This is a genomic window from Pseudoduganella sp. LjRoot289 (genome assembly GCF_964252925.1).
GTDB lineage: Bacteria > Pseudomonadota > Gammaproteobacteria > Burkholderiales > Burkholderiaceae_D > Rugamonas.
Genome location: NZ_CAXUPN020000003.1, coordinates 123,382 through 140,287, shown reverse-complemented (window position 1 = coordinate 140,287; position 16,906 = coordinate 123,382). Strand labels below are relative to the sequence as shown.

The 16,906-nt window shown below is 66.2% G+C and carries 12 protein-coding genes; 4 read left to right on the top strand and 8 right to left on the bottom strand.

Translation table 11 applies throughout. From position 1 onward, the window contains the following. Nucleotides 1-23 precede the first annotated feature (23 nt). On the bottom strand, nt 24-776 hold the full coding sequence (locus ACSQ8Y_RS30025; RefSeq protein WP_436270281.1) for a ZIP family metal transporter: 753 nt from the start codon (nt 774-776) through the stop codon (nt 24-26). A gap of 142 nt (nt 777-918) precedes the next feature. After that, the gene (locus ACSQ8Y_RS30020) at nt 919-1,806 is read right to left on the bottom strand and encodes a dienelactone hydrolase family protein (protein ID WP_436270243.1); all 888 of its coding nucleotides are present in this window, start codon (nt 1,804-1,806) and stop codon (nt 919-921) included. Between the two features lie 153 nt (nt 1,807-1,959). Between ACSQ8Y_RS30020 and ACSQ8Y_RS30015 the strand changes: the two genes are divergently transcribed. Next, nucleotides 1,960-4,752 (top strand): DUF4214 domain-containing protein, encoded by a 2,793-nt coding sequence (locus ACSQ8Y_RS30015; protein ID WP_436270242.1) that lies wholly within the window; start codon nt 1,960-1,962, stop codon nt 4,750-4,752. 17 nt (nt 4,753-4,769) lie between these two features. Here ACSQ8Y_RS30015 and polA read toward each other — a convergent pair whose 3' ends face one another. Further along, a complete protein-coding gene (gene polA / locus ACSQ8Y_RS30010; protein WP_436270241.1) occupies nt 4,770-7,583 on the bottom strand; it encodes a DNA polymerase I in 2,814 nt (937 codons plus the stop codon). Between the two features lie 155 nt (nt 7,584-7,738). On the opposite strand from polA, the gene ACSQ8Y_RS30005 reads away from it, so the two are divergent. Genes ACSQ8Y_RS30005 through ACSQ8Y_RS29995 form a run of 3 tightly spaced genes read left to right on the top strand, consistent with a single transcriptional unit; the run spans nt 7,739 to nt 9,899 of the window. Continuing rightward, on the top strand, nt 7,739-8,143 hold the full coding sequence (locus ACSQ8Y_RS30005) for a hypothetical protein (RefSeq protein WP_436270240.1): 405 nt from the start codon (nt 7,739-7,741) through the stop codon (nt 8,141-8,143). Nucleotides 8,144-8,185: 42 nt separating this feature from the next. Beyond that, nucleotides 8,186-9,142 carry a homoserine kinase gene (locus tag ACSQ8Y_RS30000; protein WP_436270239.1) on the top strand — a complete coding sequence of 319 codons (957 nt, stop codon included), beginning with the start codon at nt 8,186-8,188 and terminating at the stop codon, nt 9,140-9,142. A 1-nt stretch (nt 9,143) separates the two neighbouring features. Continuing rightward, nucleotides 9,144-9,899, top strand: coding sequence for a BPSS1780 family membrane protein (locus tag ACSQ8Y_RS29995; RefSeq protein ID WP_436270238.1), 756 nt, complete (start codon nt 9,144-9,146; stop codon nt 9,897-9,899). Nucleotides 9,900-9,938: 39 nt separating this feature from the next. On the opposite strand, the gene ACSQ8Y_RS29990 is transcribed toward ACSQ8Y_RS29995, so the two are convergent. The 5 genes from ACSQ8Y_RS29990 to ACSQ8Y_RS29970 form a co-directional block, all read right to left on the bottom strand. Beyond that, nucleotides 9,939-12,248 carry a UvrD-helicase domain-containing protein gene (locus ACSQ8Y_RS29990; protein WP_436270237.1) on the bottom strand — a complete coding sequence of 770 codons (2,310 nt, stop codon included), beginning with the start codon at nt 12,246-12,248 and terminating at the stop codon, nt 9,939-9,941. A gap of 54 nt (nt 12,249-12,302) precedes the next feature. After that, nucleotides 12,303-14,672, bottom strand: a complete 2,370-nt coding sequence (locus ACSQ8Y_RS29985; protein ID WP_436270236.1) for a M56 family metallopeptidase — start codon at nt 14,670-14,672, stop codon at nt 12,303-12,305. Between the two features lie 177 nt (nt 14,673-14,849). Beyond that, nucleotides 14,850-15,956: an S-(hydroxymethyl)glutathione dehydrogenase/class III alcohol dehydrogenase gene (locus ACSQ8Y_RS29980; RefSeq protein WP_436270235.1), complete on the bottom strand. Its 1,107-nt coding sequence runs from the start codon at nt 15,954-15,956 to the stop codon at nt 14,850-14,852. A gap of 72 nt (nt 15,957-16,028) precedes the next feature. After that, nucleotides 16,029-16,451, bottom strand: coding sequence for a response regulator (locus ACSQ8Y_RS29975; RefSeq protein WP_436270234.1), 423 nt, complete (start codon nt 16,449-16,451; stop codon nt 16,029-16,031). Further along, a complete protein-coding gene (locus tag ACSQ8Y_RS29970; RefSeq protein WP_436270233.1) occupies nt 16,448-16,882 on the bottom strand; it encodes a response regulator in 435 nt (144 codons plus the stop codon). Before ACSQ8Y_RS29970 ends, ACSQ8Y_RS29975 begins: the two co-directional genes overlap by 4 nt. Nucleotides 16,883-16,906 lie beyond the last annotated feature (24 nt).

The following is a 16,906-nucleotide window of genomic DNA, read 5'->3' as shown; positions in this document are numbered from 1 at the left end:
TTTGCGCCGCCGCAAGGCGCTGCCTAGTGGCGGTGCGCGGTGAGGAAGAGGACGATGCAGACGCCGGCGGCGATCAGCAGCACCTGCGGGATGGTCTCGCGCATGGTGGCGCGGCGCTGCATCTGCGGCATCAGGTCGCTGACGGCGATGTAGATGAAGCCGGACGAGGCGAACACCAGCACGTAGGGGATCAGGTTGCTGGCCCGGTCCAGCGTGTAGTAGCCCAGCAGGCCGCCGGCGATCGCCATCATGCTGCAGATCAGGTTGTAGACATAGGCGCGCGTGCGCGAGAAGCCGGCGTTGAGCAGCACGATGAAATCGCCGATCTCCTGCGGGATCTCGTGCGCGATGATGGCCAGGCCGGTCACCAGGCCCAGGCCCGGATCGGCCAGGAAGGCCGCCGCGATCAGGATGCCGTCGGTGAAGTTGTGCATGCCGTCGCCGACCAGGATCATCCAGCCCGCCTTGCCCGCCTCGCGCTTGTCATGTCCATGGTGGTGGTGGTGGCCGTCGCCCTCGTGGTGGTGCGAGTGGCGCAGGATGGCCAGCTTTTCCAGCATGAAGAAACCCAGCAGGCCGGCCAGCAGGGTCGCAAACAAGGTGCGCGGGTCCGCGTTCGATTCGAAGGCCTCCGGCAACGCGTGCAGCAGCGACGTGGACAGCATGATGCCCACCGACAGGCTGACCATGCGCTCGACCACCTTGGACAGCAAGGTGAACGAGAAGATGGCCGCCGCCGTCAGGCTGACGATGCCGCCTATGGTGGTGGCCAGCAGGATGGAGATGAGTGTGGAATCGATTTTATTGCCTCTTGAGCACTGCCTGGGAACGCAGCCGGGGCCCGGCGCCTGCTGCGTTGCGCGCCTGGATACCGGCGCAAACCGGGCATTTTACCGCCCGGCCCGATTTCCTGCTCAGTTATGCAACGCCGTTGGCCTTGAACCAGGCCAGCGCGCGGGCAAAACCGTCCTTGGCGTCGGCCTCGACGTAGCTCGGCCGGTAGTCGGCGTGGAAGGCGTGGCCCGAGTTCGGATAGACCACGAAGGTGGACCTGGTATTGCCGGCCGCCGCCAGGGCCGCCTTCATCTTGTCCAGCGATTCGACCGGGATGCCGCTGTCCTTGGCGCCGTACAGGCCGAGCATGGGGGCTTTTATTTGCGCGGCCAGATCAATGGGATGGGCGGGGTTGATGGGCGTTTTCTCGCCCACCACGCGGCCGTACCACGCCACGCCGGCCTTCACGTTCGGATTGTGCGCCGCGTACAGCCAGGCCTGGCGGCCGCCCCAGCAGAAACCGGTCACGCCCAGCTTGTCCGTGCTGCCGCCGTTGGCCCTGGCCCAGGCCACGGCGGCGTCCAGGTCGGCCATGACGTCGCTGTCCGGCGTCTTGGCGATGATGTTCTTCATCAGCTCAGCCTGCGACGGCTGGCTGGTGGCGTCGCCCTGGCGCACGAACAGGTCCGGCGCCAGCGCCAGGTAGCCCTGCTTGGCAAAACGGCGCACCACGTCGGCGATGTGCTCGTGCACGCCGAAGATTTCGGAGATCACCAGGATCACCGGCAGGCCGGTCTTGCCTGCCGGCTGGGCGCGGTACACAGGCACGGCCGTGCCGTTGACGGTAATCGTCACGGTGCCGGCGGTCAGGCCCTCGCTGTCGGTCTTGACGACATTTTGCGCCACCACGGGCATCGCGGCGGCGGCGAAGCCTGCACCCAGTGCGGCTTTCAGAAAGCCGCGCCGCTCGACGCCATCCGTCGACGTGGCGGGCGCGTGCAAGCTTACAGCGTCTTCCAGCAAATCCTTCATCCTAAGCTCCCGAGTGAATTGACAAGATTTCCATTCTAACAGCATGATTCGACAAATTTTGTCAGTGGACGCTGACAAAAAGTGGCCATCGGGCGCTTTTTTGCCATGGCATGCTTCCTGCTGAGCTAGACTGGAATCATCACAGGAGTTCGCATGCCACTCGCTTTCAGCCAGAACGCCGTCATCGCCCAGCCCGGACAAAGCTACGCCATGTCGGCGCTGCTGGCGGCCACGCCGGGATACGCGCCGGAATACATCGTGCTGGTGGGACTGGACCGCGAGCGCTATCCGGCCAGCCTGGCGGGGGCGGCGGCCAGTACGCCGGGCACGCTCAGCGGCACCGGCGAGGCCATCGCCTTCCACGCCTATCCGGGCTCGGACTGCGCCAGTTTCGGGGTGGTCTTCAGCCATACGGCGTCGGGCTACTACAGCGGCAGCCACGGCTATCTGGCCGACCTGAACTACCACGCCTCCGCCGCCGAATACCGCAGCGCCTATTTGGCGCTGTACGGCTACGGCAGCGCCGCCGCGCCCGACAGCGCGCTCGGCGCAAAACTGCAGGCTGAAGTCGGCCAGCCCTTTTTCGACGGCGGCGCCTTCATGGAAGCCCGGAACTATCCCGTTTCAGGCGAACTGGGCGCGCTCAACATCGTCACCCGCAGCGGCTACGCGGACCCCACGCCCAACGCCGCCACGCCGGACGAGATAGCGGCGGTGGCCGCCAGCTATGTGGGCAAGACCTGGGACGACAATGGCTGCTGGGTCCTGGCCAGCAATATCGCCGCCTCGGCCGGCGCCTCGCTGCCGCTCACCAGCGACGAAGCGCGCCCCACCGTCGTGCCGCCGCTGGCCAACGGCGGCTGGATCGTGGCCTACAACAGCGCCGCCGCCAGCGCGGCGCAGAAGCTCAGCTGGCAGCAACTGCTGCGCCCCGGCGACATCCTGGTGGCGGACAACAGCTGCGGCGGCCACGTGAGCACGGTGGTGGCAGGGTCCGGCTACGCGGCGCAATTCATCGACAACAGCGGCGGCGCTGCAGCCGGCGGCGGCCCGCACGACATCGTGATCGGCGCAGCGCACACCATGCCCTACTGGGCGCTGGGCGACGATCCGGACAATGTGGTGGTCTACCGGCTCGACACGCCGCTGATCAGCGTGGCCAGCGGCCTGGCAGGCAGCGGCAAACTGGCCCCGCTGTTCAGCGTGCAGGACCCGGCTGGCAAGACCGTGCAAGGCTACCAGTTCTATGCCACGGCGGCGGGCAGCTTCACGCTCGACGGCGCAGCGTCCGGCGCGCACAGCGCGGCCGAGGCCATCACCGTGGACAGCGCCAGCCTGGCGCGGCTGGCCTTTAGCGCCGCAGCGCCCGGCACCGTCGAAGTACGCGCCTTCAATGGCAGCTACTGGGGCGACTGGGAAACCATCGCAGTCGCGCCAGCGCCGGCCACGGCAGGCACGCCAGGTACGCCAGGCACGGCAACCGGCGCGGCCGCGCAACCCGCCCTGCTGCGCCCGGCGGCGGACACGGTGTTCGTCCATGGCGGGCAATCGTTAGCGCTGTCCTCGCTGGTCGTCGCGGATGCGCGCAGCTCGGCCATCACGTCCTACACCGTCACCTACCCCGCCCATTCCGGCACCGTGCAGCTCAACGGCGCGGCCAATCTCTACGCCGGCGCGGCGCCCGGAGCGGACCAGGAGCGCACGCTGGAAGTGAACGCCGCCGATTTCGCCAGGCTCACCTACACGGCCAGCGCTTACAGCAATGCGGACACGCTGGGCATCACCGCGCACAACGCGTCGCCGCTGGCCAGCGTCGAAGCGCATGTCGTCATGGCCGCGCAGGTGGCCACCGTGCACGCGGCGCCGCAGTGGGTCACGCCGGACTCGGAGATCCCGCTGTCCGCGCTGTTCAACGTCACACTGCCGGACGGCACGGCCGTCACCAGCTACAGCATCAGCACCACCGGCGTGCAGGTGATCGACTGGGGACCGAACTCGCCTTCTTCCGGCGGCACGCTGCAGTTGCACGGGGCGGTGGATTTGATCGCCGGTATCGGCGCACCGCCGGGCAATTATCAGATCGCCGCGCAGGACCTGGACAAGGTGACGTTCCGCGCCGCCCCCGACCTGGGCGCGCAGTTCATCGAGATCTGGGCCAACAACGGCGCCGGCGGTGCGCCCGGCAGCGCGATGCTGACCACCGTGGCCGGCGCGGCGCCGGTCGCCGCGCACGCCGCCGCCATCAAGGGCGGGGAAACCATCGCGCTGTCGTCGCTGTTCAGTGCAAACGGAGAGGCGCAGGCCTACTATCGCATCACCGATCCGGATGGCGCGGGATCGCTGCATCTGCGCGTGGACGGCACCAACCTGCAGGCCAAGAGCGCGCTGTCGCCCGGCGTATTCATCGTCGCCGCCGCGGACCTGGACAAGCTCAGTTACGAGGGCGCCCGCGCCGGCGGCAGCGAACAACTGGCGCTGTCCACCTCTGCCGACATGCTGCACTGGAGCGGCGCGGTCATGCTGCCGGTCGCCAGCAGCGCGGTGCTGCCGCTGCAAGCGTTGGATGTGGAAGGATGGGCGGCACAAGTGTACCGCCTGTACAAGGCGGCGTTCGACCGCGCGCCGGATGCGGCTGGATTCAGATGGTGGCTGGGCAATGTCGAGCACGGCACCAGCATGCTGGAAGTGGCGCGCGACTTCAGCGTATCCGGCGAGTTTGCCGCGCGCTTCGGTTCGGAGATGTCGGACAGCGCCTATGCCGCGCTGCTCTACCAGAACGTGCTGCACCGCGCGCCCGACGCGGGAGGACTGCAATTCTGGAGCGGCGCGCTGGCACAGGGCGTGCCGCGCGCGGATGTGATGCTGCAGTTCGCCGCCAGCGCCGAAAACCATGTGCAACTGGCGGGCGTGATCAGCGGCGACCTGCAATACCTGCTAAACGCTTGAGGCAAGGAGGGGCATGTTCAATGCGCCTCCTCCCAGTTCTTGCCGACGCCGACCTCGGCCAGCAGCGGCACCTTCAGCTCGGCCACGCCGGCCATCAGTTGCGGCAGTCGTTCGCGCACCAGCGCCAGCTCGTCGTCCGGCACTTCCAGCACCAGTTCATCGTGCACCTGCATGATCATCTTGGTCTTGAGCTGGTCTTTCTCCAGCCAGTCCTGCACCGCGACCATGGCCAGCTTGATCAGGTCGGCCGCCGTGCCCTGCATCGGCGCGTTGATCGCGGCGCGCTCGGCGCCCTGGCGGCGTGGGCCGTTCGGCGAATTGATCTCGGGCAGCCACAGGCGGCGGCCGAACACGGTCTCCACGTAGCCCTTGGCTTTCGCCTGCAGGCGCGTATCGTCCATATAGGCCTTCACGCCGGAGAAACGCGCGAAATAGCGGTCGATATAGTTCTGCGCGGCGGCGCGGTCGATGCCCAGGTTGCCCGCCAGGCCGAAGGCGCTCATGCCGTAGATCAGGCCGAAGTTGATCACCTTGGCGTAGCGGCGCTGCTCGCTCGTCACGTCGGCCGGGGCCACGCCGAAAATCTCGGCGGCGGTGGCGCGGTGGATGTCCTCGCCCTCGGCGAAGGCGCGCAGCATGTTCTCGTCTTCCGAGATGTGCGCCATGATGCGCAGCTCGATCTGCGAATAGTCTGCCGAGACGATATGGCTGCCTTCCGGCGCCACGAAGGCTTCGCGGATGCGGCGTCCCTCGGCGGTGCGGATCGGGATGTTCTGCAGGTTAGGATCGTTGGACGCCAGGCGCCCCGTCACGGCCACCGCCTGCGCGTAGTTGGTGTGGACGCGGCCGGTGTCCTTGTTGATCATCAGCGGCAGCTTGTCGGTATAGGTCGACTTCAGCTTGGCCATGCCGCGGTACTCCAGCAGCACTTTCGGCAGCGGGTAGTCCTCGGCCAGCTTCTGCAGCACTTCCTCGTCGGTCGAAGGCGCGCCGCTCGGGGTCTTCTTCACCACCGGCAGCTTCAGCTTCTCGAAGAAGATTTCGCCGATCTGCTTGGGCGAACCGAGGTTGAAAGGCTGCTCGGCCAGCTCGTGCGCCTTCGCTTCCAGTTCCATGATGCGCGCGCCCAGTTCATTCGATTGCGTCTTCAGCAGCGCAGCGTCGATCATCACGCCGTTGCGTTCAATCTTCTGCAGCACGACGGCCGTCGGCAGCTCGATCTTGCTGTAAATGTGGGTCAGCTTCTCGTCCGCGCTGACGTTGCCGTACATGGCAAGGTGCAGGCGCAGCGTGATGTCGGCGTCCTCCGCCGCGTACTCGGTGGCGCGGCCGATTTCCACCTGGTCGAACGTGATCTGCTTCACGCCCTTGCCGCACACGTCGACGAAGGGGATCGTGGTGTGGTTCAGGTGGCGCAGGGCCAGGCTGTCCATGTCGTGCGTGCGGTGCGATTCGAACACATAGGACTGCAGCAGCGTGTCGTGCACGATGCCGCGCAGCGCCACGCCGTGGTTGGCGAAGATGTGGGCGTCGTACTTCAGGTTCTGGCCGACCTTGGCCTTGCCGGCGTCCTCCAGCCACGGCTTGAGCTTTTCCAGCACCAGCTCGCGCGGCAGCTGCTCTGCCACGCCCTGGTAGCTGTGCGCCACCGGGATGTAGCAGGCCAGGCCGGGCTCGGTGGCCAGCGAAATGCCGACCATCTGCGCCGTCATCGGCTCCAGCGACGTGGTTTCGGTGTCCACCGCCGTCAGCGCGGCGGCTTCGATGCGCGCGATCCAGGCGTCCAGCTGGGCCTCGGTCAGCACGGTTTCATAGCTGACGCTGGCCGGCGCGCTGGCGGCGGCGAACAGGTCGCCATTGATGCTGCCGGCGAGGCCACCCGCCGCGACCGCGCCGGTGGGCGCCGAGCCCGTACCCGACGCCGCAGCGGGGGCGCCTGCGCCGCCGGCGCCGATGGGCGCGGCCGGCGTCATGCCGCCCAGCTCGCGCAGCAGGGTCTTGAAGCCGTATTTCGAGAAGAAGGCCAGCAGCGTTTCCTTGTCCTCGCCGCGCGCCACCAGCGTTTCGGAGATCGACATCATGTGCGCGCTCAGGTCGCAGTCGGTCTTCACGGTAATCAGCTCGCGGCCCTTGGGCAGCCATTCCAGCGCGCTGCGCAGGTTGTCGCCGACCGCGCCGGTGACCTTGTCCGCGTTCGCGATCACGCCGTCCAGGCTGTCGTAGGCGGCCAGCCATTTGAGCGCGGTCTTCGGTCCGCACTTGGCCACGCCCGGCACGTTGTCGACCGTGTCGCCGATCAGGGTCAGGTAGTCGATGATGCGGTTCGGCGGCACGCCGAACTTGGCCAGCACGCCCGGCTCGTCGAGCTTCTCGTTGGTCATGGTGTTGATCAGCGTGACCTGCGCATTGACCAGCTGCGCCAGGTCCTTGTCGCCGGTCGAGACGATCACGTCCATCCCGGCCTTGGCCGCGTCCACGCACAGCGTGCCGATCACGTCGTCCGCCTCCACCCCCTCGACCATCAGGATGGGCCAGCCCATGGCGCGCACCGCCTCGTGGATGGGTTCGATCTGCAGGCGCAGGTCGTCCGGCATCGAGGCGCGGGTGGCCTTGTATTCCGGGTACATATCGTCGCGGAAGGTCTTGCCCTTGGCGTCGAACACGCAAGCGATGTAGGCAGCGGGGAAATCGGCGCGCAGGCGGCGCAGCATGTTGACCATGCCGTGCATGGCGCCGGTCGGGTGGCCGTCCTGGCTGCGCAGGTCGGGCAGCGCGTGGAAGGCACGATAGAGGTAGCTGGAACCGTCAACCAGCAGCAGGGTCTTTTGCATATATGATAGTAAGCTGGCCGGCCGCCTCGCGGGCGCCGGCGTTGTATGGGATCGAATCGGCCATTATCGCAGACTATTTTAAAACCGGAATCGTGTCGGTTTGTTACAATGAGCACACAGAAACTAGCAATTCACCTAACAGGGCGGTAATTACCATGCGTGCTTCCACTATCTGGCCAGTCCTCATACTCGCCCTGAGCAGCTATGCCCAGGCCCAAACGCCTGCGGCCCAGCCTCCAAAACTCGACAAAATCGAAGAAGTCGACACGCCGATCACGGTTACCACCAAGCCGGCCAACGAACGCAAGGTCACGGAAAAACGCGAGGGCGGCCGTGTCACCGAGGCCAAAGTCAAGAGCGGCCCGAGCACATACACCGTCAAGCCGAACAGCACCACCAGCACGACCGCCCTGCCGGGCGACGCGTCGGGCGGTTCGGCCAACCGCGGCCCGCAGTGGACCGTGATGGAATTCGACATCGGCAAGAAAAAGACCAAGCAGAAGGAAGGCGAAGCAGCCGACGACGCATCCGCGCCACCGCCGCCGCCACCGAAACGCTGATCGCTTGCTCCCGTAGCTTAATTTTAAAATATTCCGCTTCTCATGGCAGTTTTTACCCCGGTCAGCCTGGACGACGTTAGCCAGTGGATCACGCAATTTCCCCTCGGCAAACCGGTGGCGATCAAAGGCATCGCTTCCGGCATCGAAAACAGCAACTTCTTCCTCACTACCGAGAGCGGCGAATACGTCCTCACGATATTCGAGAACCTGTCTTTCGAGCAACTCCCCTTCTATTTGAACCTGATGCGCCATCTGGCCGACCGGGACGTGGCCGTGCCCGCGCCGATCGCCAACGCCAGCGGCGAGCTGGTGGTGCCCCTGCACGGCAAGCCGGCGTCCATCGTCAGCAAGCTCGAGGGCCGCTCGCAGATGGACCCGCAGCCGGTGCATTGCGCCGAAGTGGGCGCCATGCTGGCCAGGATGCACGTGGCGGCGCTGGACTACCCGGGCACGCAGCCGAACCTGCGCGGCCTGGAATGGTGGAACTGGGCCACGCCCCAGGTGCTGCCCTTCCTGTCCGACGCAGAAGCCCACCTGCTGCGCGCCGAGATGCATTTCCAGGACGCGTTCTACGGCTGCGACACCTATAAGCTGCTGCAGCAAGGCCCGGTGCACGCCGACCTGTTCCGCAACAACGTGATGTTCGACGGCGACAAGCTCACCGGCTTCTTCGACTTCTACTTCGCCGGCTGCGACAGCTGGCTGTTCGACGTCGCCGTCACCGTCAACGACTGGTGCATCGACCTCGACACCGGCGTGCTGGACACGGCCCGCGTGCGCGCCATGCTGGACGCCTACCACGCGGAGCGCCCGTTCACGCAGGCCGAGCAAACCGCCTGGCAGCCGATGCTGCGCGCCGGCGCGCTGCGCTTCTGGCTCTCGCGCCTGTATGACCTGCACCTGCCGCGCGAGGCCGAAATGCTGACGCCGCACGACCCGGGCCACTTCGAACGCATCCTGCGCGAACGCATCGCAGTGGCCGCGCCGGCGCTGTTCTGACATGGGAAAATTCCCCGCAAGCACAGGCTGGCTGTGGATCAAGCAAGGCTTCCAGCTGTTCCTCCGGCAGCCCGGCGGCTTGACCTCGCTGGCCATGCTGTACGCCATGCTGAACCTGGTGATGAACCTGGTGCCGGTGGTCGGCCAGCTGGCCTCCATCGTCCTGATCCCGGCCTTCTCGGTCGCGTTCATGCAAGCCTGCCTCGACATCGAGCAAGGCAAGCGCGTGCTGCCTGCGCTGCTGCTGACCGGTTTCCGCAAGCCGGCCTTCCTCAAGCTGCTGGCGGTGGGATTGCTGTACGTGTCGGCCGCCGCGCTGGCCATCGGCCTGTCGTCGCTGGCTGACGACGGCATGCTGCTCAAGCTGCTGACGGGGAAAGTCGACCCGAACTCGAAGGAAGCGCGCGAGGCCAGCCTGGGCAGCGCCTTCGTGATGATCATGCTGGTCGGCTTGCCGGCCGCGATGGCCTTCTGCTTCAGCGCGCCGCTGATCTACTTCCAGAACATGGGCGTGGGCAAGGCGATGTTCTTCAGTTTCTTCGCCGTCTGGCGCGCGCTGAAAACCTTCATCGTATTCGCCTTCAGCCAGTTCGGCCTGATGCTGGTGCTGACGCAGATCATCGGCATGCTGTTCGGCGGCAGTCCGAAAGTGCTGGTGATGGTGATGCAGATCGTGCTGCTGCTGTTCTCGGTGCTGATCCACTGCTCGTTCTATTCCAGCTACCGCCAGATCTTCGGCATACCGGACCAGAAGTAAAAAAGGGGGAGCTTGGCTCCCCTTTCGCTCCCCTGTCGTTTACCGGCCCAGCCGTTCCAGCTTGGCGATGCTCAGGTCCAGCACCTTCATGCCGAAGCTGCCGAAGTTGATCTGCGCGCGGCAGTTGGCGCCGCTGCCTTCGATGTTGACGATCACGCCTTCGCCGAATTTGCCGTGCGCGACCGATTCGCCGATGCGCCAGCCGCTGCCGCCGGCCGCCTTCTGCGCGATGCGCTGCGCCAGGGCGTTGTCGCTGCCCATGGTCACGGGCGCGTCGTCCCAGGCCGATTTCTTGTTGGCGTACCAGTGCGACTGCACCTTCGGCGACAGCCATTTCAAGGACTCTTCCGGCAGCTCGTCGAAGAAGCGCGACTTCATGTTGTAGCGGGTCTGGCCGTGCAGCATGCGCGTCTGCGAGAAGCACATGTACAGGCGCTTGCGCGCGCGCGTGATGGCCACGTACATCAGGCGCCGCTCCTCCTCCACGCCGCCCTCTTCCTTCGAGCTGCTCTCGTGCGGGAACAGGCCTTCCTCCAGGCCGGTGATGAAGACGTTGTCGAATTCCAGGCCCTTGGCCGAGTGCACCGTCATCATCTGCAGCGCGTCCTGGCCGGCCTGCGCCTGGTTGTCGCCCGCCTCCAGGGATGCGTGCGACAGGAAGGCCGACAGCGGCGACATCACGGTGGCCAGCGGCGCGTCCGCATCCAGGATCTCGATGCCGTCGGCGGTCACGATGGGCATGCCCGATTGCGCGTCCGAACGCGGCCCAAGATGCGCGGGCGCACCCTGGCCGTAACCCTCTTCGGAGATGAACTGCGTGGCCGCGCTGACCATCTGCTCCAGGTTCTCGACGCGGTCTGCGCCTTCCTTTTCGGCGGCGTAATGGCTCAGCAGCGTGCTGCCTTCCAGCACCACGCGCACCAGTTCCGGCAAGGCCATCTGCTGGGTTTCAAAACGCATGCCTTCGATCATCTTGACGAAGCCGCCCAGCGAGCTGCCGGCCTTGCCCGTCAGGTAGGGCACGGCCGCGTACAGCGAGATGCCATACTGCTGCGCCGCGCCCTGCAGGTTCTCGATGGTGCGCACGCCGATGCCGCGCGTGGGGAAGTTCACCACGCGCAGGAAGGCCGAGTCGTTGTGCGGATTGTCCATCAGCTGCAAATAGGCGATGGCGTGCTTGACCTCGGCGCGCTGGAAGTAGCGCAGGCCGCCGTACACCTGGTAGGGGATGCCGGCCGAGAACAGCGCGTGCTCGATCACGCGCGACTGCGCGTTGGAACGGTACAGCACCGCGATCTCGCGGCGCAGCGCGCCTTCGCCGATCAGGCTCTTGGCCTCTTCGATGATCCACTGCGCTTCCTGCAAGTCCGAGCTGGCCTCGTACACGCGCACCTGCTCGCCGTGCCCGGCGTCGGTGCGCAGGTTCTTGCCCAGGCGCTTGCTGTTGTTGGCGATCAGCATATTGGCCGAGTCCAGGATGTGGCCGTGCGAGCGGTAGTTCTGCTCCAGCTTGATCAGGTTCTTGACGTTGAACTCCTGCTCGAAGGCGCGCATATTGCCCACGTTCGCGCCCCGGAAGGCATAGATGCTCTGGTCGTCGTCGCCCACCGCGAACAGCGCGCTGCTGCCCTGGCTCTGGCCTTGGCCGGACAGCAGTTTCAGCCATTTGTACTGCAAATCGTTGGTGTCCTGGAACTCGTCGACCAGCATGTGCTTGAAGCGCGCCTGGTAGTGCTCGCGCAGTGGCTGGTTACGGCTCAGCAGTTCATAGCTGCGCAGCAGCAGTTCGGCAAAATCGACCACGCCTTCGCGCTGGCACTGGTCGTCGTACAGCTGGTACAACTCGACCATCTTGCGCTCGTTGGCGTCGTAGGCCTCCACCTTGTCCGCCCGCAAGCCCGCGTCCTTGGCGCCGTTGATGAAATACATCACCGATTTCGCGGGGAACTTTTCGTCGTCGATGTTGAACGCTTTCAGCAGGCGCTTGATGGCCGACAGCTGGTCCTGGGAATCGAGGATCTGGAAAGTTTGCGGCAGCGCCGCGTCGCGGTAGTGGGTGCGCAGCAGGCGGTTGCACAGGCCGTGGAAAGTGCCTATCCACATGCCGCGTGTATTGATCGGCAACATGGCCGACAAGCGCGTCAGCATTTCCTTCGCCGCCTTGTTGGTGAACGTCACCGCCAGGATGCCGGCCGGCGAGACCTGGCCGGTCTGGATCAGCCAGGCGATGCGGGTGGTCAGCACGCGCGTCTTGCCGGAGCCGGCGCCCGCGAGGATCAGGGCGCTCTGGGCGGGCAGCGTGACGGCGGCGAGTTGTTCGGGATTGAGGTTGTGGAGGAGATTTTGCATCCCGTGATTATACCGGGGCGGCTCGCGCCCCGGTGCAAAACACTGGATATACGATCAGCCCTTGGGCGCCGGCAGCGCCGTGGCCTGGCCTTTGGCGATGGCTTCCTGGATCAGGCCGCGCACGGTCTGGTCGGCTTCGCGGCTGAGGCGGCCCTGCTCGCGGCCCAGTTCGCCCATCTTCCTGCCCAGCTCCTTCATCGGCTTGCTGGCTTCGCGCATGTCGGCGCTGAGCGACTGCAGCGGCGCCTGCACAGCCCGCAGGCCGGCGTGCTGCCTGTCCAGCTCGCTCGATGCCTGCTTCATCTGCTGCTGCAGCACTTCCATTCTCGCTTTCAGCGCCGCCATGTCGCGCTGGTGGCTGTCAAGCTGGTCGTCCACGCCGCCGCTGCGCTCCATTTTGCGGCTCACCGCTTCCATGCGCTGCGCGACCGCTTCCTGCTGGCGCGCCAGGCGCTCGATCTTGCGCTCCTGCTCGCGGCGCGCCTGCACCTCGGCACGCGTGCCCTCGGCCTCCGCCGTCAGCTTGCCCATGCGCTGACCGACCGCCTCCACGGCCCTGCTGTGCTGCTCCATGGTCTTGCTGTGCACTTCCATTTGCGCGTCCAGTTTTTTCACTGGCCCCCAGGCGGCGTCGGCTTTCGCCAACAGCGCAGGATCCTGGATCAAATAAGTGTGCTTGCCGTCGCGATACCAGATGAAATCGCCCTTGACGCTGTTTTTCACGCCTTTGACGTCAGCCAGGTCGCGCGGATTTCCGGACAGCGAGACGAATTCATCGCCGCGCTTGAGGGCATAGGATGCCTTGCGGCTGTCGACCATGTTGAAGTGCTGGAAACGCATCTGCTCGCCGTCGATGCGGACGCCACGCAATTTGCGCAGTTCGCGGAGGCTGACGGACGAGCCATCGTCGGCATCGATGGCCGGAGCTGATGGTGCGGCGGGAGCGGCGGGAGCGGCAGGCGCCGCCGGTGCGAGGCGGGCGGCGGGCACTGCTGGCGCTGCGGGCACGGCCGAGGCGGCTGGGGCCGCTGGGGCGGCGGCCAGCATCATGCGGGGCGCTGGCGGCGCTGGTGGCACTGGTCGCGCTGGTGGCGCTGGTGGCGCTGGTGGCGCTGGTCGCGCTGCGGGTGCACCCGGGGCCGGCGGGACCTTGGCCAGTGGCGGCACTGGAGGCACAGCCGCGATGAAGCGCGGCGGCGCCGGAACGGGCGGCACAGGCGGCACTTCGCCAACCGTCATGGCGGGCGGAACAGGCGGTACGGCCGACCTCCCCTGCGGCCCCGGCGGCACTGGCGCCGGGGGCGGGGCAGCTTCGTCCGAAGCCGGGGGGCCGCCGACGAGTTCGGTCGCCATCTGCGGGGCCGCGTGGGCCACCAGCACCGCGCAAGCGGTACACAGGCCGAGCAGGGGCGCGGCGATTTTCCAGCTCAGGGGCTGCTTGCCTGGCCGGACCAGGCGTTTGATGCGTGACATGAGGTTTCCTCCATGGGCCGCCAGGGCGGGTTGGGGCGTGGTGAACTGGAACTTGTCCAGCTCCGACAATGCAAGGGCCAGGCGCCGCGGTTCGCCCAGGGTACTTGCGGCTAAATCATCTGCAATCTGTTCGCGCCCGTCGCGGATGTGCCGGGACAGCATCCATACGCTCGGGTGGTAGAACAGCAAAATCTCGATTGCGCTCTGGACCAGGTTGACCAGGTAGTCGTGGCGCTTGATGTGGGCCAGTTCGTGCGCCAGCAACGCTTCCAGCAGCGCGGCCGGCATGCCCGTCAGCAGCGCGGCGGGCAGCAGCACGACCGGCTTCCAGCAGCCGGCGGTCATCGGCCCGTCCAGATGTTCAACGATGGCCAGGCGCACGTCGCGGCCCAGGCCCATGCGCAGCGCCAGCCGGTCCACGTGCGGCTGCCATTGTTCCCAGCCAGCGCCGGCCGCCCGCCGCGCCGCCAGCGTGCGCTCGCGCACCCACATCAGGCCCAGCGACAAGCGCAAGGTCATCACGGCGGCGCCGCAAGCCCATAACAACACCAGCCACGGCAGTTGGCGCTGCAGCAGGTACTGCCAGGAAATCAGTTTGTCGTTATCGACCAGCAAAGGCGTGGCGAGGCTGGCGGCCATGGCCGAGGCGGAACCGAAGGCGCCCTGCCCGCCCGCGAGCAACAATCCGGGCGCGGTGGCGGTGCCCGAGGCAGCGGTGGCAGCGGAACCGGCCGCGTCCAGCACGCGCCAGACGGTGCCGCCCAGCGGCAGCGCCGCGCACAGCAGCAGGGCAGCGCAGGCGACGCCATAGCGCGCCTGCGGCCGGGCGTTGCGCAGCAGATGCAGCGCCAGCGATGCGGCCCAGCCGATGAGCAAACCCTGCCACACAAAGTGCAGCAGCGACCAGCCCAGGGCCGGCATCAGCAGGGACAGCAGCGAGGACGAGGTCATGCGGGGCTCCTTGGATATGCAATGTAGATTAAATGATCTAGACCATGTTGTCTAGAACTTTTTTTCTACTTCCAGCCACGAGTGGGCCGAGCATGAATGTAGCGCCAGGGAGGGGGAATTGCCGGTGGATTGCGATGGAATGCCGCCTGCGCGGAGCAGGCGGCAAAAATGCGGGGTTTAGAACTCGACCACGGAACGGATCGACTCGCCGGACTTCATCAGCTCGAAGCCCTTGTTGATGTCTTCCAGCTTCAGCTTGTGGGTGATCAGGTCGTCGATATTGAGCTTGCCTTCCATATACCAGTCGACGATCTTGGGCACGTCGGTGCGGCCGCGCGCGCCGCCGAAAGCGGAGCCCTTCCATACCCGCCCCGTCACCAGCTGGAACGGACGGGTGGAAATCTCCTGCCCCGCCGCCGCCACGCCGATGATGATGGACTGGCCCCAGCCCTTGTGGCAGCACTCCAGCGCCTGGCGCATGGTGGTGGTGTTGCCGATGCATTCGAAACTGTAGTCGGCACCGCCGTCGGTCAGCTGGACGATGGCGTCCACCACGTTCTCCACCTTGTTCGGATTGACGAAGTGCGTCATGCCGAACTTGCGCGCCATGTCTTCGCGCGCCGGGTTGATGTCGACGCCGATGATCTTGTCGGCGCCGACCATTTTGGCCGCCTGGATCACGTTCAGGCCGATGCCGCCCAGGCCGAACACGACCACGTTGGCGCCCGCCTCCACCTTGGCGGTGAACAGCACGGCGCCCACGCCGGTGGTGACGCCGCAGCCGATGTAGCAGACCTTGTCGAACGGCGCGTCCGAGCGGATCTTGGCCAGCGCGATCTCGGGCACCACGATGTAGTTCGAGAAGGTGGACGTGCCCATGTAGTGGAAGATGGGCTGGCCGTCGATCGAGAAGCGGCTGGTGGCGTCCGGCATCAGGCCGCGCCCCTGGGTCGAACGGATCGACTGGCACAAGTTGGTTTTTTGCGACAGGCAGAATTTGCACTGGCGGCATTCCGGCGTGTACAGCGGAATGACGTGGTCGTCCTTCTTCAGCGTTTTGACGCCCGGGCCGACGTCGACCACCACGCCTGCGCCCTCGTGGCCGAGGATGGCCGGGAAGATGCCTTCCGGATCGGCGCCGGACAGAGTGTAGTAGTCGGTGTGGCAAATGCCGGTGGCCTTGATTTCCACCAGCACTTCGCCTTCACGCGGGCCGCCGAGCTCCACCTCTTCAATGGTCAGCGGAGCGCCGGATTTCCATGCAACGGCTGCTTTGGTTTTCATTCGTGTGTCCTGTGTATGAGCGGGGAATACCCTGATAAGCGGGATATCCGCATCATAGCAAGGAAAGCAAGCTTACATGGGTAACATACCCGGCGGCGGACGGTGCGCCGCCTGCCCCTCCCACAACAGGCGCACCTGGCCGGCCAGGCGCAGCGGTTCGAGCGGCTTGGCGATGATGCCTGCCGCGCCGGCCGCCACATAGCGCGCCACGTCGCTGGCCGAGGCCAGCCCGGTGACGAACATGGCCGGGGTATGCAGCAAATGCGGCATGCGGCGCAGCAGCGACAGCGCGGCCACGCCGTCGGTGCCCGGATTCTGCACGTCCAGCAGGATCAGGTCCGGCCGGAAATCGGACGCCGCCAGCAGCTCGCTGCCAGAGGAACAACAGTCGCGCACCTTGAAGCGGCCTATCACTTCCAGGGCCATCTTGGCCACGCCGCGCACATGCGGGTTGTCTTCCACATACAGGATGTTGTGTAGTTCGGCGCCGCTCATGTTGTCGCCTCCTGGATAGCCACCGGGTCTATGCCCAGCAAATGGGATACCGTGCGCCACAGCTGGCGCGGCGAGGTCCATGGCTTGGGCAGGAAGGCATGCGCCTGGGTGCGCAAGCCGGGATGGCGCGCCGAATACAGCAGCACCGGCGTGTGTTCCTGCTGCTGCCTCAGGCGCTGCAGCAGCTCGGCGCCGTCGCCGTCCGGCAGGTCCGGATCGAGCACCACCAGCGAGAAGCGTCCGCTTTCCACAGCGCTCACCGCGTCGGCCAGCGTGGCGGCGTGCAACACTTCGGTTTCCGGCACCAGCAAGGTCGCCAGCACCAGTGCCGTGTCGCCGTCGCTGTCCACGTGCAGCACCCGTGGCACATCCTTGTAGGCGGCGGCGAGTTCGTCCATCACGGCGCCGATCGCGGTCAAATCGTCTTTCATCGTGTTCTCCGCCCGCAGCCATGG

Excerpts from the sequence above, each read along its gene's own strand:
- ACSQ8Y_RS30020 (WP_436270243.1), bottom strand. The coding sequence starts at position 1,806 with ATGAAGGATTTGCTGGAAGACGCTGTAAGCTTGCACGCGCCCGCCACG.
- ACSQ8Y_RS29990 (WP_436270237.1), bottom strand. The coding sequence starts at position 12,248 with ATGCAAAATCTCCTCCACAACCTCAATCCCGAACAACTCGCCGCCGTC.
- ACSQ8Y_RS29975 (WP_436270234.1), bottom strand. The coding sequence starts at position 16,451 with ATGAGCGGCGCCGAACTACACAACATCCTGTATGTGGAAGACAACCCG.
- polA (WP_436270241.1), bottom strand. The coding sequence starts at position 7,583 with ATGCAAAAGACCCTGCTGCTGGTTGACGGTTCCAGCTACCTCTATCGT.
- ACSQ8Y_RS30000 (WP_436270239.1), top strand. The coding sequence starts at position 8,186 with ATGGCAGTTTTTACCCCGGTCAGCCTGGACGACGTTAGCCAGTGGATC.
- ACSQ8Y_RS29980 (WP_436270235.1), bottom strand. The coding sequence starts at position 15,956 with ATGAAAACCAAAGCAGCCGTTGCATGGAAATCCGGCGCTCCGCTGACC.
- ACSQ8Y_RS29985 (WP_436270236.1), bottom strand. The coding sequence starts at position 14,672 with ATGACCTCGTCCTCGCTGCTGTCCCTGCTGATGCCGGCCCTGGGCTGG.
- ACSQ8Y_RS30015 (WP_436270242.1), top strand. The coding sequence starts at position 1,960 with ATGCCACTCGCTTTCAGCCAGAACGCCGTCATCGCCCAGCCCGGACAA.
- ACSQ8Y_RS30005 (WP_436270240.1), top strand. The coding sequence starts at position 7,739 with ATGCGTGCTTCCACTATCTGGCCAGTCCTCATACTCGCCCTGAGCAGC.
- ACSQ8Y_RS29995 (WP_436270238.1), top strand. The coding sequence starts at position 9,144 with ATGGGAAAATTCCCCGCAAGCACAGGCTGGCTGTGGATCAAGCAAGGC.
- ACSQ8Y_RS29970 (WP_436270233.1), bottom strand. The coding sequence starts at position 16,882 with ATGAAAGACGATTTGACCGCGATCGGCGCCGTGATGGACGAACTCGCC.